Genomic DNA, 21,332 nt, shown 5'->3' on the forward strand with positions numbered 1-21,332 from the left:
CATAGGTTATTACCAGTAAAAATCAGTATTGCTTTGATGTTGATTACTATAAGTAATTAATCCCTAAACGTAACCTAAGTAACCGTCTCAAAAATGAGATGATGTGCAGTAATCTGCTTGCCAATCTCTTTGCTAAACGTCTCTAATTTCATATTTTTCTTAATATACAAGCCGATAGGTTTTCTTATGTGGCGTTTCGCTAGCCAGACTCTGTTTTGACGCTAGTGATGCTTTAACGCACAATTATGCTCAGTGATGTAATTTACATAAATATAAATTTGCATAATCAATTGCGACTAAAATAACAGTTGTCTATTGCTCGTTTTCTGAATCGATTTGCTAAAGAAGTATCTGGGGGCTCTATGGATTTACATGTGGTTGTTCAACCTGCGTTAGTACAAGAAGTGGTTGGTGATGTTATCGCAGCAGATGCCAAAGGTAATGCGCGTAAAGTAAGCGCGGGTGATCAATTAAATAAAGATGAAATCTTAATCACAGTGAATCATTCGTCGGTGACGATACTGCTTAATGGTCAAGCGACCGTAGTCGATCAGAATTGTATTACTTGTTTTAGCAATGCGTCACCAGATTCTGAGAGCTCAGTTGACTTAGTTCAATTTCCGATTGAAGGCGAGATCAACGCTGATCTGAGCTTATTAGACGAGGTGAGTTTTGACGCAGACAATATTGCTGCCATCCAACAAGCCATTTTAGATGGCCAAGACCCGACCCAAATACTTGAAGCAACCGCCGCCGGAGCCGGTGGTGAAGGCTCTGCAAATGCTGGGTTCATCACCATTGATTACAATTTTGCAGAAGTATTGGCGAGTACGTTTTTCGAAACTGCAGGGCGTGATGCTCAGCAATCATTGACTGAAACGAATTTGAGTCCGTTGCGTTTTACCGCTGGGGGTGAATCATTATCAGCGGCATTAGTTGAAGGTTCGCTCTCACTAAATTCGTATCCACAATCAGTGACGGCAAATGTTTTAATCGCGGCGGGAGATCTGCCACTGGATGCCGCCTCTTTTGTCCCTGAATCCCTTTCATTAGCTGCGCTATTGTCAGAGCTGAATAGCGATATTACTTCGGCTGGGCGAGCGGTAAGCTTTCGTTATGATGCTACGGCTAACCATATTGTCGGTGAACTTGACGGCAGTGAAGTGCTACGGATTGATTTAGTGGCGACGTCTGTCGGTAAAGACATCAACTTAGAGATAGTGACGACCATTAGTCAACCGATTGACCATGTTCCCTCCGTGGGTGGCGGCTTAGTCTCTTTTGCCAATGATCAAATTGCGATTCAATTTGATGTAACCGGTTCTGATGCGGGTGGAAATCCTATTCGCTCGCCGATTTCTATCGCAATCAGTATTGGTGATGGTAATAACCCTGTTATGTCCGATGAACCGTCGACGTCCGTTTATGAGGATAATTTGGCAAATATCGGCTCGGATGCCAGTGCTTCACAGACGATTACCGTTTCAGGACAGTTTGATACCCAATTGGGTTCTGATCAAATTGAAAGCTATCAGTTGGATTTAAGTGCTAATCCGTTGGCGGGGTTAACCTCGGCTGGTGTTGCGGTGCAATTGGCCTCATCCTCGTCATTGAACGGGGTTTATACCTATCAGGCGAGCGCCAATGGCCAGCCTATTTTTGAGTTGATATTAAACCCAGACGGTCGTTACCAGTTTACGTTACAAGGCGCGCTGGATCATCCAGTCAATAGTGATGAGTTATTACTCAACCTTTCGGTATTGGCAACCGATTATGATGGCGATAGCTCTGAAAGTGTGCGTTTACCAATCAACATTATTGACGATAAACCCGAAATCATTGGCGTGGATGCGCTCAGCGTTGACGAAGACGATTTAGCGTCAGGCTCAGACAGTAGCAAAGAGCCGTTGTTCGCCGAAGGCTATTTCACCACCACCCAAGGGGCCGATACGGTAGTGAGTTATCAGCTTGATACCAGCATCAACCCCATCGCTGGGTTAACCTCTGAAGGTGAAGCTGTGGTATTGGGCGCGGCGACAGTTGACGCCAACGGTAACTACCTCTATCAAGCAAATACTACCCCAAGCGGTCAGACGGTATTTAGCTTAGTGCTTAACGCAGATGGCAGTTATCGTTTTACCCTACAAGGGCCAATTGACCATGCGCAGGGGAGCGATGAGCTATTGGTGAATTTCAAGGTGGTTGCAACTGACTATGATGGCGACAGCGCCAACATTCTGCTGCCCGTCACCATTCATGATGATCAGCCAATCATCGCGGGCGTGCAAGCGCTCAGCGTTGACGAAGACGATTTAGCGTCAGGCTCAGACAGCAGCAAAGAGCCGCTGTTTGCAGAGGGAGTTTTTACTACTCAAAGTGTGGATAAGGTGGTGAGCTATCAGTTGGATACCAGCAGTAACCCGCTTGCAGGCCTAACTTCGCAAGGTGAAGCGGTGAGTTTGGGCGCGGCGACAATCGATGCCGACGGCAACTACCACTATCAAGCTAGCGCTGCACCGAGCGGCAATGCGGTGTTTAGTTTGGTGCTCAATGCGGATGGTAGCTATCGTTTTACCCTGCAAGGTCCGATTGACCATGCGCAGGGTAGCGATGAGCTGCTGGTAAATTTCAAGGTAGTGGCAACCGATTATGATGGCGACAGCGCCAACATTCTGCTGCCCGTCACCATCCATGATGATCAGCCAATCATCACCGGCGTGCAAGCGCTCAGCGTTGACGAAGATGATTTAGCGCAGGGCTCAGACAGTAGCAAAGAGCCGCTGTTCGCTGAGGGAATGTTTACCACTCAAAGCGCCGATAAGGTGGTGAGCTATCAGTTGGATACCAGCAGTAACCCGCTTGCGGGCTTAACCTCGCAAGGCGAAGCGGTGATCTTGGGCGCGGCGACAATCGATGCCAATGGTAACTACCGCTACCAAGCCAGCACCACACCCAGTGGCAATGCGGTGTTTAGCTTAGTGCTTAACGCAGATGGCAGTTACCGTTTTACTTTGCAAGGTCCGATTGATCACGCCGCAGGCAGCGATGAGCGACTGGTGAATTTCAACGTGGTGGCGACGGACTATGATGGCGACGCCTCTGCCTCTGACATTCTACTGCCTGTCACTATTGTTGATGACAAGCCAACGATTGTCGGCATTCGCGCCGGTAGCGAACAGAGCGTGGATGAAGATGACTTAGCCACGATTGGTTCTGATCGTTCAGACAGCACCGTTATTACTGGACATTTTGATGTGATTGACGGTGCCGATGGTATTGTCAGTTATCAATTATCGGAGCTTGTAACGCCTGTCGAGAATTTAACGTCTGGTGGTCAAGAGATAGAGATCATCCAAATTTCAAGCAGTAATGGTGTCACTGTTTATGAGGCGGTGATTAAGAATACGACGGACGTGGTTTTTCGTCTCACGCTAAATGGCTCGGCCGATAGTTACCAATTTGAACTGCTTAAAGCCATCGACCACCCGACGGGTAATGGTGAAAATAGTTATATTTTAGATCTTCCGATTACCGCAACTGATAGAGATGGCGATGTTTCAGCGTCAGCGAGTTTGCCAATATCGATTGTTGATGATATTCCAACTTTGCATGATAAAAGCATCACTAGTGTTGAAAATACGGCGATAAAAACAGTCAATTTATTTAGCCAAGACAACAATACCTCGCCGGATACTCAAGGTGCAGATCATGGTGCGATCACTAAATTTGTGGCCGTTGATGAAGTGGGTCGTGATATTCAATTTAGGGATGGCAATGGCGCAAGCTTAGCGAATGAAATTGAACTTAACGGCATCACAAAAACGGTCACAGTTGTCGAAATAAAAAATGGTGTTGAGCGCGACTTAGGCACACTGACGATTACGCCTAACGGTAACGCGACATTTAAACCAGTTGCTAGCCTTGAACATGGTGATGACCCGACCATTTCATTTACTGTCGATGTCACTGCGCAAGACTTTGATGGCGATGCCTCAACCGAACAGTTGAACATCAATATTCTTGATAGAAATGCCACTATCACAGTTGCTAATGTTATTGGCGCTGAAGATGCTGGACGCGATGGCATCACTATTCCGTTGAGCGACCCCAATCAAATCACTAATAGCCAAGATAACCAGTCGGGTTTAGATACTTCACCGCTTAAAGTGGATTTGCGAGTCAACCTGCACGATTTAGATCGAAACGAATCGCTTGGTGAAGTGAAAATCACGGCCAGTAATGCTCATGGTGATTTTTATTATCTCAACGACTCTGGTGTCTATGTCAAACTAGAGGTCGTCAGTGGACGGTTTGTACTACCAGCTGATGCGGTTGAGCAAAGTCTAACGGGCAGCGTGGCGAAGGTTGAAAACTTGTATTTCGTGCCTGACCGTCACTACGCCAGCGCTAACGGTGGCTTCCAACTCAATATTACTGTGCAGGTTTTGAATAATGGCCTGCATGATCATAATGTGAACGGGAAATTGCGCATTGAGGTGGAAAGTGTGGCCGATATTGCGACTTGGACCTCAAGCAGCCAATTTCATTATGATGCAGTAGAAGATAGTGACAATATTACTCTCGATGTTTTAGCGCAGACACAAGATAACAGTACCCCCGAAACAATCCTGTATGAGATCCGCTTTACTCAAGGTGAAGGTGAGGCGCAGCTAGTTTATGCCGATGGTACGCCGGTTGTAATGAGCTCGGATGCTTCAGGTCACTATTATCTTGTTAGTACGAGTAACATTAACCAAGTACAAGTTGACCCCAATGATAATTTCAGTGGTCAGATCAAACTTGATATCACAGCGATCACGACCGAGCAAAATAACGCTCACGTTGGTAAAGAGAGCGCCCGATCAGAAACGAAAGAAATCGTGATAGATGTTAGCCCTGTTGCCGATATGGGTAGCTTCTCTGTCAATCGAATCAATGTTTTTGAAGATAATGCCGCTACGCAAAATACCGTTGACCCCACCACAGATCACGATCCCTTGTTATTAAGTGAAGTCATTACGATGGCCGGATCCGTTGATTCTGATGGTTCAGAAACACTCTATGTGCGTCTCTCTGATTTTTCAGAAACAGGTGTCACACTGATTTGGTTGGGAGCTGGAGCCAGCGAAATATCCCAAATAACCGATGCCAATGGTCATACTTATTATGAAGTTCCTGAACAATATCTTGACCAAGTTGAAGTGCTACCCCCGTTACATAGTAACGCTGATTTTACCTTCTCTGTTGAAGGGATTATTAAAGATGTGGTCAATCTTTCTACGGGTGCGGTGGCAGATGAAATATCGTTAGGTGCTAAGACGGTTAATGTTTCAGTTAAGGGCGTAGCAGACATTCCAACCATTGATTTTCACTCAAACAGTACTAACACTTGGAATGAATTTAGTGAAAATGGTCTGCAAGTGATTGAAACGACGATTGATGAAAATCAATCCGTTGGCTTTGGCTTTAGTGTGTTATCCGGTGAGCTTGCGGATAATCCAGCGGACAGCTCTGAGTCGATCACCGTTTTACTGTCGAACATTCCAGATGGTGTCAAACTGTATGACAGTGTTGGTAGCGTGATTAACTTGGTATTTGTTGGTTACGATACTGCGCAGCAACCTATTTATCAGGCGAATCTAACTTCAGCGCAGGTTGATTCAGGTATTCGAGTTGAGCCATCTCATTCATCGACCGAAAACATCAACATCAAAATGACCACCATCGTTACTGAAAATGATGGACATACGCGTCAAATTGAGTCGGAAATTCGCATTAAAGTGGCACCGGTGATTGATGTTGTTGACAACTATCAATCACACTCGCTTGGTAACGAGGACAGCCGCATTAATGTTCATTGGCAGCCAGAAGAGGAACAACATCTTGATGCTGATGAATATTTTGCCTCTGTTACACTTTCTGGCTTCCCAGCAGGTAGTACTATTTACGTCGATGGTGTTGTCACGACCTTAGATAGTGACGGCAAGCTCATTTTGACCCCCGCACTGGGACAGAGCGATCAAGATTTCTCAGCGCAAGTGCTGACAACTGGTTACGTTCAAGTTCAGCCACCAGAACACTCCAGTACTGATTTTACCTTGAGCACTGAGATTGTGGTTAAAGAGCAAGACAACGAATACGTCGATGCAATCAATTCTGGCGAAGGTATTGCTTCGAAAGTCATTCATGGCTCTGTTGATGTCACGGTAAGGCCGATAGTTGAAGCTGATGGACAACTGCGTGTTGAAGACAACGGCGTAGTCACAAACAAAGCTGTCGCAGATGCCTCTGGTGCGATCTATTTTACTATTAATGATGCGGCCGGCGGCGAGCCTGATGCGAACGTTATACGCTTTGATAATGCAGACACTCAATCGACAGAAGGTTACCAATCATTAGAAGTGGTCGACCAACTGGTGGTGCGTTTTAGCAATATTACGCCACAGGTACTTGATCAACTACTGATTACTGGTGCCATTAATAATGGGGATGGTTCATGGACCATTGTTGATGAGCAGAATTTCAGTGTAAAAGCACCGAATGGCCTGACATTAGGTAGTGGTAACGATCCTGATGGTGATGGTTATAACGACATCACTGTGACCATTTTTGCCCAAGTGTATGACCAAGGGGAAGATAGCTCTGAAGCCAAAGTAGTTCGACAAGTGCAATCAGAGCTCACCTTACAATTTCCGCTCACGGCTACGGGCAACAACACGGTAGCGGCTGACATTACTTTAGCTGGCAATGCGGATGATATTGTATTAGGCATCGAAGATAACGCCATTAATTTAGGTCAGCAAATTCAAGATAAATTGATGGTGAGCGCTTCAGGTTTTGATGGTGTAGAAGATGAGCTCAGTATTGTTATCGCGCAAAGTGTCCTGCCAGCGGGCGCAAGTTTATCTGGTGGTCATTTTGATTTCGTTGATGGCTTGTATGTATACAAAGGTACCGTGAATACCGATGGCTCGATTTCAGGGTTAGAAAATCTGCATCTGCATCTGCCCGAAGATTACTCTGGCGACTTTAATTTGCCGATCACTTTTGTGACGACAGACATGGCTTCTGGTGATGAAAAAACCCTCAGTACGCAAATCCCAGTGGCAGTTTCTCCGGTAGCCGATGTTCCCGGAACGCATCAACCGCAAGATGATAACATTAACCCTAAAGCGACATTGACTGTGGAAGGTTCGCTTGGGTTAGATGCAAATCATCAGCCGACTTCAAGCTCGTCCGACGTTCCGACCAATGACGGCATCGGGTATGAAGATGGTATTATTCATCTTTCGCTCGACATTGACCTTGCTGATATTCGCAATAGCGCTACGGAAGGACAAGAGGTGCTGAGCGAAGTCACCTTAACCCTACAAGGAACCAATATCGGAACCTTTGTTGATGCGCAAGGCAATGATCTCGGTACCAGTATCACTTTTAGTCAGCCTCAGCTACCTGCGGCATTAGACAATGTTTATTTCAAACCCGCACCCAATTATCCGACTGGCGATGATGATGATACCGTCAACATTACCGTGGCGGGGAAAGTGACTGATATCACGCAATTTGATGATACCAATGCCAATGCGTTGGGTGTGGCTAATACTGATGCTGATAAACCATTTACTACACAAGTAAGTTTTGATGTGACGCCAGTGGTAGACGACGTCATTATTTCCAGTGGTGGTAGCAGCAATATTGAAGTGAGCGGTCTGGAAGATGAGTGGATTGTCCTTTCTAAACCGGGTTCTGAATTTACCGTTGATCTGACCGATACAGATGGCTCTGAGGTATTTGTGTCGATCAAGCTTACTGGGGTGCCGACGGATTTTGTCGTGAGTTCTCTCTCTTCTGACTATACCGTGAAAAATAATGGTGGTGGTGAGTGGAGCATTCAGATTAACAACCCAGCACAAACCTCGATCAATTTATCCGATATTGCGATGAAACCTGCGAAGAACTTTAGTGGCGAAGTGGAAATCGGCATCAAGGTCTTTACCCAAGAATCCTTGCTTGGTGTGCCTGTAGAGCATAACGGCAGCTTTAGATTGGATATTACGCCCGTTGGGGATGTGGTGGACGTTGAACCTGTTGAGCAAACGAGTGGCGATGAAGGCGTTGACATTGAAATTGATATCAACGCGCAAATTATCGATAAAGCCGATTCGATTGCAGCCGGTGCTAACCATAGTGAAAACTCGCCAGAAACGTTGCGAATTGAAGTTTCCGGGGTGCCAGATGGAGCAAGTATTGCATTGTCTAATGGCACGCTGGGGACTTACATCGGTGGTGGCGTATGGCTGTTGAATGCCGATGCACAAAGCTTAGATAAACTGATTTTTAATTCTGGTGATTGGCATAAGGACACTTGGGCGGGAGATCTGACGATTAAAGTGCAGTCGGTCGATACAGGGCTGGACGGTACTGAACATTTGGGGCCTGCGCGTGAGTTTACTGTTTCAGTTGATGTTCAGGCGGTCAATGATGCGCCCACCATTGATACTGCTACGGTCACCACAACGATTGATGAAGAGGCGGGGCAAAAAGTTACCGGCTTGAGTGTGAGTGATGTCGATTATGCAGGCTCACATGCCAACGACCCCATGACGGTGATTTTGAGCGTGAGCGAAGGTTTGCTCAGTGCCGTGATCCCCGCGTTAAGTTCTGTCACGCAGAGCACCAATTTGGCTGGAGAACTCGTCCTACAAGGCACGTTATCGGATATTAATGCGCTACTCAATAGCAGCGATCCCGCCAGTGGTGTTTTTGTCGATGCCACCGCGATTGGTAGTGACCATATTGATCTGACAATTAAGGCCAATGATGGTGGTGTTTATGCCGACAATGTTTCTGGTATGGCGCTAGAAGAGACAGAAACCGTCAGTATTGCGGTGACGCCCAAAGCCAATACGCCGATATTAACCCTTGATCCGAGCTTTAATTATATGAAGCAGACGTATGTTAGCCAAAGTATCAGCGCTCAAGGTATTGCATTGCTGGGGTTAATCGCGGCATTAACGGATAGCCATGAAGTGTTGTCATTGGAGATCGACAGTCTGCCAAGTAGCGCTACGCTTTCTAGTAGCTCGGGCAGTGTGATTGAGCAAAACGGAGTGTGGATTGTTTCCGCTGATGCTATCGACGGATTACAGGTTAGCGGGCTCGATTTAGGGCAACACACTCTGTCGGTAGCGGCTATCTCAACAGAAACGGATGGTAGCCGTGCAGCTTCTGCATCAATTGATATTGCGATTGAAGTATTGCCTGACGGCAGCACGATTGATCAATCAACGAACGGGGATGATGCGCAATTGCTCGCCGGTAATGTTGGAGCGCAGTTGCTAGGAGGCAGTGGTCATGATCACCTTGAAGGTGGCGATGGTGATGACACCTTAGTGGGTGGTGGCGGAAATGATACCTTGATTGGCGGGCTTGGTGCCGACATCTTAACTGGGGGAAGTGGCGCTGACATATTTAAATGGACGCTCGATACTGTTGATGAGCAAACCGACACTATCACTGATTTCAACGCTGGTGAAGGTGATGTGATCGATCTCACTGATGTTGTGGCCGATTTACATTTGCCCATGGATCAACTGCTCGTTTCGCTACACACTTCTCATCAGATAGAAGCGAAAGTGATGACCAACACGACGGATGTGGAATTGGAAATTCTGACGGACAATAACGTACATCAAACCATTGTGGTGCAAGATCTTGCCAGCCAATTCAATTTTGATGGCATGGCGTCGATTGACATTGTTGGCTTCTTATTGGACAACAACATTATCAAGCATGACGTTTAAATAAAGAAAAGAGCAGTTAAATAAAGAAAAAGTGCACCCAACGGCTTCAGGCTCAGTTGGGTGCACTTTTTTATTTAACAGTAAACACACCCCAGCGCTGTATCAGTCTGGGGCATTTACAGTGGGTTAACCAATGATGATTTGGCTCAGCACATAACCTAAACAGCACGCACTCACGACGCCAATTAAACCGACGGACATGAACGAGTGGTTGAAGTAGTACTTACCGATTTTGGTGGTGCCTGTGGTATCAAAGTTGACCGTTGCAATATCTGACGGATAGTTTGGAATGAAGAAGTATCCGTACAGTGCGGGCATTAATCCCACCAGTAGCGCAGGTTCTAAACCTAGCCCGAGGCCTACAGGTAGCATCATTACCGCTACTGCGGCTTGTGAGTTCACCACAACAGAAACAATGAATAGTGCAAGCGCGAAGGTCCAGTGATGGTCGGTAACCATCTCAACAATGCCTGATTTAAACTGAGGCATCGCGTATTGAAAATAGGTATCCGACATCCAAGCGATACCGAAGATGGCAATTGCCGCTACCATACCTGATTTGAATACCACACCGTTTGGTACATCTCGTGGGTCGGTTTTGGTTGCCAGTAAAATGATACCGCCAAAGCAGAGCATCATCATCTGGATAACCACCGCCATACTGATCGGTTTACTGCCTTCAACAATAGTGCGTGTTTCTGGCACCATCGCTAGCACGACTATGGTTAATATCGCACCAATGAAAATCAACACAGAATTACGCGCTGCCGCGGGTAACGTTTCATTCAGCGTTGTCGCGGTTGTGTTTAGGATTTTCTCTTTCCACACTGGATCTTGCAGACGTTCTTGATACTCAGGATCATCATCTAGTTCTTTCCCGCGGCGCAAGCTGTACAAAGACATCAACAGCGTACCGAATAAGGTCGCAGGTACAGTGACCAGCAAAATAGAGAGCAAGGTGATCTCGTGTTGAATATTCGACAATTGAGCAAGGTAGTAGACAACGGCCGCTGAGATTGGGGAAGCGGTAATCGCGATTTGCGAAGCAACAGAAGACGCAGCCATTGGACGTTCAGGACGGATCCCATTTTTCAATGCCACATCACCAATGATCGGCATGATGGAATACACCGCATGGCCAGTACCCAGCATAAACGTCATTGCGTAAGTGACGAACGGTGCAATCAAAGTGACATTTTTCGGGTTCTTACGCAGTAAACGTTCTGCCACTTGCAGCATGTATTTCAATCCGCCAGCCGCTTCGAGTATTGAAGCACAGGTGACAACGGCAAGAATGATCAACATGACGGTGATCGGTGGTGATGTGGGTGGCATTTTGAAGACAAAAACTTCAATGACCAAGCCAATACCAGAAACCACACCAAGGCCAATACCACCGTAGCGTGAGCCTATATAGAGCATTAATAGCAGGAATAAAAATTCCAAATACAACATATCTGTTTCCTATCCAAAGGTGTTAATGAAAATATTGTCTAACGTAACGTTAAAAAAAGATGAAACCTTGTTCACACAACCATTTACCCTATAAATGAAACGACATTAATCAGAGATTGCTCACGCATTTTATTCAATAAGTAATGAATATGAATAAACAAATGTAACCATTTTGTTGTGCTACAGGTGGGCTGGCGTTAATGATGAAGCTTATTTTCTCGCCGCGTAGGCTGTTTGCCGATCGCTAACCTTAATTCAAGATAGCACAAAGGGTACTGAGCTATTGGCCTTTGGGCGTTGGAATGAAATGCATATGAGAAAACTCATCGTCCATTTGGTAGTGCGTAAACCCAAATCGCTGATACAAAGCACCGACGGGGCTACCTTGCAAATAACAGAGCTTACATGGGTATTGAGTCAGATTGGCTTGGTTGACGACCAGTTGTAACACTTGGCTACCCACCCCTCTGTTTTGAAAATCTGGCAGAATAAAAAAGCGCGAGAAGTAGAGAGTTTCATGCTTGCTCTGCAGTAAATAAGTGCCAATCGGTTGGCCATCAGCGCAGATGATCGTTGGTAGACCAGAATGCCATTCTTGGCGATGCAGCACTTGCTGCAACTCTTCATCCCAGCCAAATATCGCCGTAATACCATCCATTTCTGCGACTTTTTTTAGATCAAAAGCAAATTGATAATCGCTGTCACTTGCGGGGCGAAAGGTTACTCTCATACGTTTATCTTTTTGTTTAATAATACGTTGCTTACCAAGATATCAATCGTCTGCGTATTCATGGGCAATCGAAATAAAGCGCTCTTCTATTGCCAAGAAGGCATCAATGACTTCTGGGTCAAAATGGCTTCCTCTTCCGTCCAAAATAATCCCTTTCGCATCGGCGTGAGGCATCGGCTCCTTATAGATGCGTCGGCAAATCAGAGCGTCATAAACATCAGCGACAGCCATTAACCGTGCGCTGAGCGGTATAGCATCACCTTGTAAACCGTTAGGATAGCCAGAGCCATCCCATTTTTCATGGTGCCCATGGGCGATCTCTTTCGCCATATCGATAAGGTCATTTTTCGCGCCTGACATCTTTTCCGCTTTTTCTAGCGCACGTAGCCCTAAGCTGGCATGGCCTTTCATGATCTCAAACTCATCACTGTCCAGTTTTCCTGGTTTTAATAGTATGTTATCGGCGATGCCCACTTTACCAATATCGTGTAAAGGGGCGGCTTTAAAGTAGGTATTAATAACATTCGGCGTTAGCTTTTGTTGATATTTCGGCAGCTTAGCCAGTTGCTCGGCTAACGCTTTGACGTAATGTTGTGTTCGCAGGATATGGTTACCCGTATCCGGGTCTCTGGTTTCAGCGAGGCTGGCGAGAGCATACACGACCGCGTCTTGCATTTTATCCAATTCATTTGAACGTTTGATCACCTCTTTTTCCAAGTAGCCATTTTGGTTTTTCAGTATGTCTTTTGAAATTTTGTTTTGCAGGTGAGTATCTACTCTGGCTCTTAGCAACGGTACGCTTACGGGTTTGTATACATAGTCAACCGCACCTAACTCAAACCCCAGTTTTTGATCTTCAGGGTTATCTTTTGCGGTCAGAAAAATCACAGGGATGTCTTGGGTGTTAGGGTTTGCCATGATCTTTTGTATGACTTCAAAACCTGACATTTCCGGCATCACAATATCGAGTAACACTAGGTCAATAGAAAACTTGTCTAAGATACTGAGCGCCATCGGGCCTGATTTAGCGGCCTTGACATGATATCGGTTAGCCAACCCCTGAGACATAAATGCAAGGTTATCTGGCGAATCATCGACGATTAACACGGTACAATTGTCCAAGTTTTCGATGGGCATGAGTCTTTCCTAATAAAAAATAGCAATTGAGCGGCGAAGGTTGGGTTTAAGTCTAAACTTATCAATAACTATAGCTAATCTCAGCGTTAGTAGAGTGAGAAAATTATTAAGAAGGCGCTTCACATGCGATCCATCCGAACTTTATTCACCGTTTTATTTATTGCTATGGGATTATGTTCCATTGCGATGTTTAGTGTCACAGACAAAGTGGCCGCTCTGAGAACTGAGAGCCGACAACTGAACGACGAACTTTACCGTTTCTATCGTCTGTCACAAGAGTTGAAGCAGAGCTCAGATCACTTAACCAAATTTGCCCGAGCCTACGCTTCGACTGGCGATGAAAAGTGGCTCAACCTTTTTAATTATGTGCTGAGCGTCAGAAATGGTTCTGTGCCGTTACCGAAAGGGAATGAGTACGAATTTTGGGATGTCGTTGCACAAAACAAACTACTTGCCCGCTCACTGGGTGGCGCACCAGACAACCCTTCGTTACTCGATAGAATGCGTCTTTCGGGCATTGAATCGGTGGAGTTTTTGGAGCTCAAAAATGCGCTTATGTTGTCTGATTCACTGGTGTCACTCGAAAGAGAAGCCTTCATGGCCATCAAAGGATGGAAAAAGAATAGCCAAGGCGAATTTGTCGACACAGGTGAGCCGGATCTGGAATTGGCTCGGGCTATTCTCTATGGTGACCAATACTTCGCGGAAAAGGCGAAAATTATGCAGGCGATTGGTTCTGCGCATCAATCGATCATGCAACGCATGGAGCAAAACATCCAACGTGCCGATAGCGAAGCGCTGCGTTATGAATGGATAAGCTTGGCGTTAGTATTAACCTTACTCAGCGTGATCATCGCCTCCTTTGTTCTGCTGTGGCGTCTTTACATCAATCCGTTAAGTCAGCTACTCAAAACGGTTGTGACTCAAGTCAAACGGGAAGATTACGCGTTTACCATCACTCAAACCGCCTATGCAGAGCTGCAACATTTTATCGACAGTTTGAATGTGGTGTTTCATCATATCGCTGAGCAGCTTAGCCAAAATACTTTACTTAAAGATTTCAATATCATCCTGCGCAAAAACGATTCTACGGACCGTTTGTGTAATGAAGTTACGCAATTCTTACTGCATCAATTTCCTTTGGAAATGGTTGGCATGTACATCTATCAAGAGGGCGTATTAAAACGAGTGGCTGGAGTGGGTTATGGTGAGCATTCGGCCAGAGAATACACCGATCCATCCTCGACGCAGCTTAGCGTGTTGCTCAGCGGTCAGCCCTATGCGATGAAAGCACTCGATGGCAACTGTCACATTGAATTTAACGGTGGCAAGTTAGTTATTAACGAAGTGTATTATTTGCCGCTGCACGTCAATCAGCATCCTGTCGCTTTACTAGAGCTGGGTACTATCGGGTCGTTGTCGAGTTTGCAATTCCAGTGGTTATCGCAAATGTTGGATGACTTATCGGTCAGTATTCAATTGAGCCAAAACATTGAAATTCAGCGACGAGCCGAGCAGAAAGTACTCGAACAATCTCAACTGAATCAAGAGATCCTCGATGCGACGCCGAACCCCATGTATTGCTTGTCGGCCTCGGGTACGTATCTCACCATTAACGCTAAGTTTATGGATTTAGTTGGCCTGTCGGCCGAGCAAATTATCGGTAAATCGCCGCAAGATATCTTTCAAAATGAAACGGCGACCATTTTTGCCCAAGTACATAAAAGGCTTGGAGAGGAGCAGTCTTCGCAAGATTACGAATTGTCTCTCTATGACGCTTCACACCACAAAAGAGAGATGTTGGTATACGAAGCTTCTTTCCAAAATAATCGCGGTGAAGTCTCTGGAATTGTCGGAATTTTGCTTGATTTAACCGATCGCAAGCAGATGGAAGAGCAGTTAAGAGAAGCTAAAGAGACCGCGGATGCCATGAGCCAAGCCAAAGGCGATTTCCTTGCGAACATGAGCCACGAGATCCGTACACCAATGAATGCCATTTTGGGCATGGCACATTTGGCGCTCAACACCGAGCTCAATCCTACGCAACAAAAATACATTTCACGGATCAATGAATCGGCGAAAAACTTGCTTGGCATCATTAACGACATTTTGGATTTTTCCAAAATAGAGGCGGGCAAGCTGAATGTTGAGCACATTGATTTTAGCCTTGATGAGGTATTGGATAACCTCACCACCTTAATTTCGCTAAAAGCCCAAGAGAAAAACATCGAGTTTTTATTAGATATCGACCCACACATTCCAGTGGGCTTGGTGGGCGACCCGCTGCGTTTGGGGCAAGTTCTCGTTAACTTATGTGGCAATGCGGTGAAATTTACCGAACAAGGGGAGATCATCGTTTCGGCGCGAGTCGTGGGGCAAAGCGACGCCAACGTGACCTTGAAGTTTACCGTTTCTGATACAGGTATTGGCATTGCTGAATCTAACGTAGCCACTCTATTCTCTGCATTTTCTCAAGCTGATAATAGCATTACTCGCCAATATGGAGGCACGGGCTTGGGGCTTAGCATCAGTAAACAGCTAGTCGGATTGATGGGGGGCGACATTCAAGTTCACAGTGAAGAAGGGTCAGGATCCACCTTTGAATTCACGGTTGAGTGTGGGCTGCAAGAAGCCAAAATGCGCGATATCGCTAAGCCACTCAGCGCTCTAGCAGGCAAACGTGCGTTGGTAGTCGATGATAATGACTCGGCACGCAATATTTTAATGACGTTGCTCAATGCGATGCATTTTGAAGCGAAGTCAGTCAGTAACGGTTTTGAGGCGCTAGATGAAATTCGCAATACGCATTTTGATATGCTGTTTATTGATTGGAATATGCCGGGTATGAATGGCATAGAGTTGCTGCAGAGAATGAAACCATTGGGTGTTTTTGATAACACTAAACGATTCCTCGTTACGGCTTACGGCCGAGAAATTTCCTTGGTGGGAGAAAACAGTAAATTAGTCGATGCCTTGATTGTGAAACCTGTGAACCCATCAAATCTCCTTGATGCCATTATGGACAGCTACGGCATCGAGCAATTAAGGCAGAGCCATGAGTATCTTGATCATGATACAAGGCCAACATTTATTGGGCAAAAAGTACTTTTGGTAGAAGATAACGAAGTGAACCAAGAGGTGGCTTTCGGCCTGTTAGAAAGTACTCAATTGAGCATTGTTCTTGCTAATAATGGACAAGAAGCTTTGACGAAATTGCAGCAAGAAGCTTTTGATTTAGTGCTGATGGATATGCAGATGCCCATTATGGATGGTATCAGTGCGACGAAAGAGATCCGCCAACATGAGGAGTGGAAAACGCTACCGATTGTTGCAATGACCGCCAATGCGATGTCTTCAGATGTCGAGCACTGTTTAAATGTAGGTATGAATGATCATGTGGCGAAGCCAATTGATGTACAGCGCTTGTACCACGTACTACGCAAATATTTAAAGGCGGATGAAACCACGCCAGTACCCTCTACGGTATTACCGAATCAAGTGAAACCGAGCACTGGCTACCCAGAATTGACGGGTATTGATGTGGAGCAAGCGATTTTCCGAATTGGTGGCAATGCGCAGCGATACTTTGAAATATTGGATCACTTCCTTGCCAGCCAGCAGCAAGAAATAGCCGCATTCCCTAAATTGATTGATAAGGGGCTGTGGGAAGAGGCAGAGCGAGTGATGCACACCCTAAAAGGTTCAGCGGCTAATCTAGGGATTGAGCCTATTGCGCAGCTAGCCAACGAGATGGAAGGGGTTGTGCAGCGACATACGAAACCCGCCATTCAAGATCTCAACACGGTATCAAAGTTGATGTCTACTTTGTTGGATGAGCTAAGAGATTGGGAGCAGACACAATTACATCCGCAGCAAGAGCACCGTGATATTGCGTTGCTCTACCAACAATTAGTGCAATGTGTTGAAAACTACGATGCTGATGCGATTCATATGATCCACCAAATTAAACAATGCAATTTATGGTCTGACGAGCAAAAGAAAAGTTTGATGCATGCGATTGAAGATTTTGATTTTGAAGCGGCTAAAGAGGTATTGGCTCAGTTGCCAGTACCGACTGAAAAAATAAGTTGAAGTATGATGGTGCTTAAAATTGATGCAATAATTGTGGCGTAAAATTCGACATTTTGGCCATTCTCATCCTATGCTAAAAGCAATAATAATAATGAATAAACAGAAATAATTTCGTTGATAAATGAAGAAGGATACTTTTATGAATATCAACAACACCATGAAGCTCGTGTTTGCTGTCATCGGTATTGGTATTGTCATTAGTGTTGTGACGGTATTGCAGCTCAATGGGCTGATGCAACAAGTTGATAATATGGCTCAAGTTCGTTATCAATCTTACCAAGCGGCCGATGAGCTTCGTCAAAGCTCTGATGACTTAACTCGGTTAGGCCGGACTTATGTGGTCAGTGGCGATGAAAAATACGAAAAAATGTACATGGATATTCTTGATATTCGTAATGGTAAGAAACCTCGCCCGCAGAACTACCACACGATATATTGGGACCTTGTGCTGCAATATGGACAAAAGCCTAAAGCAGACGGTAAGAATATCTCTCTCAACCAAATGATGACGGATCTTGGTTTTACTCAGCAAGAGTTTAGTTTGCTCAAAGAAGCTCAAGCTAATTCAGATGGCTTAGTGAACATGGAAGTCAAAGCGATGAATGCTGTTAAGGGGCTTTATCCTGATAGCAATGGCAACTACACCGTTAGAAAAGAGCCAGACCGTAATATGGCGATTTCTCTCTTACACAGTAATGAATACCATCAAGAGAAAGCCAAAATCATGGCTCCGATCGATAAGTTCTTTATTGAATTAGAAAATCGAACCAATAAACAATTCATGGATGCGGCGCAGAAAGTAAAAAGTACGGTATTGGTTGGAAATATCTCCTTAATTAGTGTTTTTATTATTGCCATTATTGGGTATGCCATTGTTAACCGAAAAGTAGTGAAGCCGATTGATACCATGGCTAAATTGCTACAACAAGTAGACAAAAATTCTGATTTGACTTTGCGAGTTGACGATAACAGTCACAACGAACTGGGTATAATCGGCGGCACCATTAATAAGGTGCTTGGTAGTTATGCCACCACCATTAGCAAAATAAACCAGGTAAACCACACCATTTCGGCCATCTCTGAAACGATAAGCGATGTCACCAAACAAAACGTCAAAGTGGCGAATCAGCAAAATCAAGAACTTGAAATGGCGGCGACGGCGATGGAAGAGATGACATCGGCGCTCTCTAGCGTGGCGGAAAGCACCACCATGGCAGAAGAGTATGCGGGCAGCGCGGAAAAAGAAGCCAGTACCAGTAAACAGGTCTTTGATAAAACGACCCATGAATTCGGTGAATTAGAGGGTGAATTTACCAAAACATCCGAGATCATCCAGCAACTTGCGAATGAGTCTAATAACGTTGGTAATGTGCTTGATGTGATTAAAGCGATTGCTGAACAAACCAACCTACTGGCGTTGAACGCGGCGATAGAGGCTGCTCGTGCGGGTGAGCAAGGTCGCGGTTTTGCGGTGGTAGCGGATGAAGTACGCTCACTTGCCCAACGAACTCAACAATCGACGGGTGAGATCGAGAGCATGATTTCGATGCTGCAAGAGAAAGCAGAACAATCGACCAAAACGATCCGGGTGAGTGCTGATAAAATGCAGTCAACGCGCTCTAATATGTCGGTGGCGAACGAAGCGCTTGGTACCATCCAAGGATCGGCGATTGAGATCCATAAATTGAATACGTCGATATCGGCTGCGACAGAAGAGCAATTGGCTGTGAGCGACGAAATTTCCAGCAATCTCAGTAACATTAAAGCCCTTTCGGGTGATATGAACGTTGCCATCAATCAACTCGGGCCTGTCGTTGTTGATTTGCAACGTAATGTCGATGAGTTAAATAGCGCGATTAAGCACATCCGCACTTAAATTTAATATCCTCTCCTTGCTATTTTTTAGGCTCTCTATACTGAGAGCCTTTTATTTTGGCAAAATTTTTTATTTGCAGAATTATGCCCACTTAAGTGGTCACGGCAATACCGCAAGGTAAGCGATAAGTTAAAGCTCTTGCTTCGGCTGACTTTTTCTTGCCAAACGTTGCCAAGGTAAAGAGAGCAAAATGAAGATAGTCAGAGCATACAGCATTGACCAGCCTAAGCAGATAAATACCGCAGTGCAGAGGATCAACGAAATCGCCGCCAACAGTTTGTTGATGCCACTGAGCAATTTATAAGCGGCGAACATCGCTAACAGATAAACTAAGACAAAGATTCCATTCGCAAGTTTTAGGAAAAATTCCAGATTAAGACCAGACCATTCACCAAGCAGGCAAGAAGCCATTAATACAACTCCAACAGCAATGGTTGCATTGGCTGGGACGCCGCGGATTGAAATTCTGGCGATTGCGCTTTCTGGTCGATATTGCCTTGCTTGTGCCCACACCATGCGAGATAAGCTTTGCGTGTATAAATTGATGCTCGCAAAGCATGCAAAAAAGCCGATAAGGCTTATCACCGTTGCCAAACTGCTACCAAAAATTTGTTCGCTCAGCCAGGGAATGGAGGTGCTATCAAATTCTGCGCTGCCATACGCACCAAATTTAAGGATGACCACCGAGCATGCCCAATAGGTGATTCCAGCCACAAAGCAGCCGACAATGATCGCGATCGGAAAATCGCGCTGTGGGTTTTTAAACTCTTCTCCCATATGAGCGAACGCTTCAATCCCGACGAAACACCAGAACATCACTCCGAGTGCGGCGCCAATCGGCCAAATACTGTCCGTGCTGAGTGCGGGCATGGCTAAATCTGCAGCGCCAACATCGCCTATCCAGAAAAAAGCACCAACTAATACGAAAATGCTCAGCGCAATAACGGTTTGTAACTGCCCGGAAGATTTGGTGCCCGCCAAATTGACCGCAATCAGCAACAGTACGGTTAATACTTGCGCCATCATCGCCGAGTTGAGTGGCGCAGGGAGGAGTTGTTGAGCAAAGCCTGCCGCCAATGCGACAGCGGCCGGAACGCCGACAGGGATCACGCTGACAAAAAGCCAAGCAACCGAGCGTTCCAACTTAGCGTTAAAAGCTTGGCGGACAAAGTAGGCGGTTCCGCCGGCGTTAGGGTAACGCTTACCCAGAGCGGCAAACGTCAGTGCAATCGGGCAAATCGCCACAAACAGCAGTAGCCATGCCCACAGTGAGAGCTCACCTGCAATACCAGCGGCAATCGCTGGGATCATAAATAACCCTGTTCCCATTAAAGTGGTGGAAAGTTGTCCAATACCAGACAGCAAGGTGATCTCTTGTTTTAACTTATTCACGGCTTCCGTTCCCAAATATCGTTCTGGCGGTTAGCATACGCTGAAGCGAAATAATATGCATCTATCTCAGTTTGCCTATGCCCATTGGGTGCAACGGCTAACCTGCAACATCAGGCCGTTTGGGCAGTGCCACATTCAGGTAGCGTTATGCGAGTCATTTCGTTATCGTCATTACCTTAAATCACCGAAACAACAGCGAGAAATCCATGACATTCACCGTTTGGTTATCACTATTTACCATTTGTATTTTAGGCGCGATGTCGCCAGGGCCAAGCCTAGCGATGGTGGCCAAACATAGCCTCGCTGGTGGGCGTAAAAATGGGTTTGCAACGGCGTGGGCGCACGCATTTGGTATTGGTGTCTATGCCTTCATTACCTTAATTGGCTTAGCGGTTGTACTGCATCAATCCCCCTTACTGTTTAAGACAGTAGGCTATGCAGGCGCGTTGTATTTGGCCTATTTGGGTATCAATGCATTACGTTCAAAAGGGGGCGTGGCGGCTAAATTAGAATCGGGTGAGACAGTCAGTGTGTGGCAGTCGGCTAAAGAGGGATTATTGATTTCTCTGCTTAGTCCTAAAATTGCGCTATTTTTCATCGCGTTATTCAGTCAATTTGTCGCCATCGGCAACGAACTGAGTAGCAAAGCTATTATTGTGTTAACACCATTTTTAGTGGATGGACTTTGGTATACGTTCATCACCTTAATTCTTTCTAGCCCGATATTACTCGATAAACTGCGCGCGCGTGCCGTATTGATTGACCGTTTGTCGGGCGTAGTACTGATTGCGCTTGCCATCCGTGTCGTCATGACTCTTTAGCTAATACCAAAAAACGGGAGGAAATG

8 protein-coding genes are annotated in these 21,332 nt (G+C 45.7%); 4 read left to right on the forward strand and 4 right to left on the reverse strand.

Going from position 1 to position 21,332, the window contains the following annotated elements; genetic code table 11:
• Window positions 1–362: 362 nt before the first annotated feature.
• Window positions 363–9,803 (forward strand): retention module-containing protein, encoded by a 9,441-nt coding sequence (locus AACT42_RS17835; RefSeq protein ID WP_094168001.1) that lies wholly within the window; start codon window positions 363–365, stop codon window positions 9,801–9,803.
• Between the two features lie 126 nt (window positions 9,804–9,929).
• On the opposite strand, the gene AACT42_RS17840 is transcribed toward AACT42_RS17835, so the two are convergent.
• The 3 genes from AACT42_RS17840 to AACT42_RS17850 form a co-directional block, all read right to left on the reverse strand.
• Window positions 9,930–11,258, reverse strand: coding sequence for an anaerobic C4-dicarboxylate transporter (locus AACT42_RS17840; RefSeq protein WP_013868401.1), 1,329 nt, complete (start codon window positions 11,256–11,258; stop codon window positions 9,930–9,932).
• A 280-nt stretch (window positions 11,259–11,538) separates the two neighbouring features.
• Window positions 11,539–11,988, reverse strand: a complete 450-nt coding sequence (locus AACT42_RS17845; RefSeq protein ID WP_094134080.1) for a GNAT family N-acetyltransferase — start codon at window positions 11,986–11,988, stop codon at window positions 11,539–11,541.
• 42 nt (window positions 11,989–12,030) lie between these two features.
• Window positions 12,031–13,125, reverse strand: a complete 1,095-nt coding sequence (locus AACT42_RS17850; protein ID WP_013868403.1) for a response regulator — start codon at window positions 13,123–13,125, stop codon at window positions 12,031–12,033.
• A gap of 123 nt (window positions 13,126–13,248) precedes the next feature.
• On the opposite strand from AACT42_RS17850, the gene AACT42_RS17855 reads away from it, so the two are divergent.
• Window positions 13,249–17,217 (forward strand): response regulator, encoded by a 3,969-nt coding sequence (locus tag AACT42_RS17855; RefSeq protein ID WP_094134081.1) that lies wholly within the window; start codon window positions 13,249–13,251, stop codon window positions 17,215–17,217.
• Window positions 17,218–17,356: 139 nt separating this feature from the next.
• Entirely contained in the window at window positions 17,357–19,093 is a 1,737-nt protein-coding gene (locus AACT42_RS17860; RefSeq protein WP_047688716.1) for a methyl-accepting chemotaxis protein, read from the forward strand.
• 129 nt (window positions 19,094–19,222) lie between these two features.
• Here AACT42_RS17860 and yjeH read toward each other — a convergent pair whose 3' ends face one another.
• Window positions 19,223–20,500: an L-methionine/branched-chain amino acid transporter gene (gene yjeH / locus AACT42_RS17865; protein WP_094134007.1), complete on the reverse strand. Its 1,278-nt coding sequence runs from the start codon at window positions 20,498–20,500 to the stop codon at window positions 19,223–19,225.
• Between the two features lie 191 nt (window positions 20,501–20,691).
• Here yjeH and AACT42_RS17870 point away from each other — a divergent pair, with 191 nt between their 5' ends.
• The gene (locus tag AACT42_RS17870) at window positions 20,692–21,306 is read left to right on the forward strand and encodes a LysE family translocator (protein ID WP_013868407.1); all 615 of its coding nucleotides are present in this window, start codon (window positions 20,692–20,694) and stop codon (window positions 21,304–21,306) included.
• Window positions 21,307–21,332 lie beyond the last annotated feature (26 nt).

The sequence above is a fragment of the Vibrio sp. V15_P4S5T153 genome, from assembly GCF_963874485.1.
In the GTDB taxonomy this organism is placed as follows: Bacteria; Pseudomonadota; Gammaproteobacteria; order Enterobacterales; family Vibrionaceae; genus Vibrio; species Vibrio anguillarum.

Bases quoted from the DNA above. Each gene is read 5' to 3' on its own strand.
- AACT42_RS17835 (WP_094168001.1), top strand. From the start codon at position 363: ATGGATTTACATGTGGTTGTTCAACCTGCGTTAGTACAAGAAGTGGTT.
- AACT42_RS17840 (WP_013868401.1), bottom strand. From the start codon at position 11,258: ATGTTGTATTTGGAATTTTTATTCCTGCTATTAATGCTCTATATAGGC.
- AACT42_RS17845 (WP_094134080.1), bottom strand. From the start codon at position 11,988: ATGAGAGTAACCTTTCGCCCCGCAAGTGACAGCGATTATCAATTTGCT.
- AACT42_RS17850 (WP_013868403.1), bottom strand. From the start codon at position 13,125: ATGCCCATCGAAAACTTGGACAATTGTACCGTGTTAATCGTCGATGAT.
- AACT42_RS17855 (WP_094134081.1), top strand. From the start codon at position 13,249: ATGCGATCCATCCGAACTTTATTCACCGTTTTATTTATTGCTATGGGA.
- AACT42_RS17860 (WP_047688716.1), top strand. From the start codon at position 17,357: ATGAATATCAACAACACCATGAAGCTCGTGTTTGCTGTCATCGGTATT.
- AACT42_RS17870 (WP_013868407.1), top strand. From the start codon at position 20,692: ATGACATTCACCGTTTGGTTATCACTATTTACCATTTGTATTTTAGGC.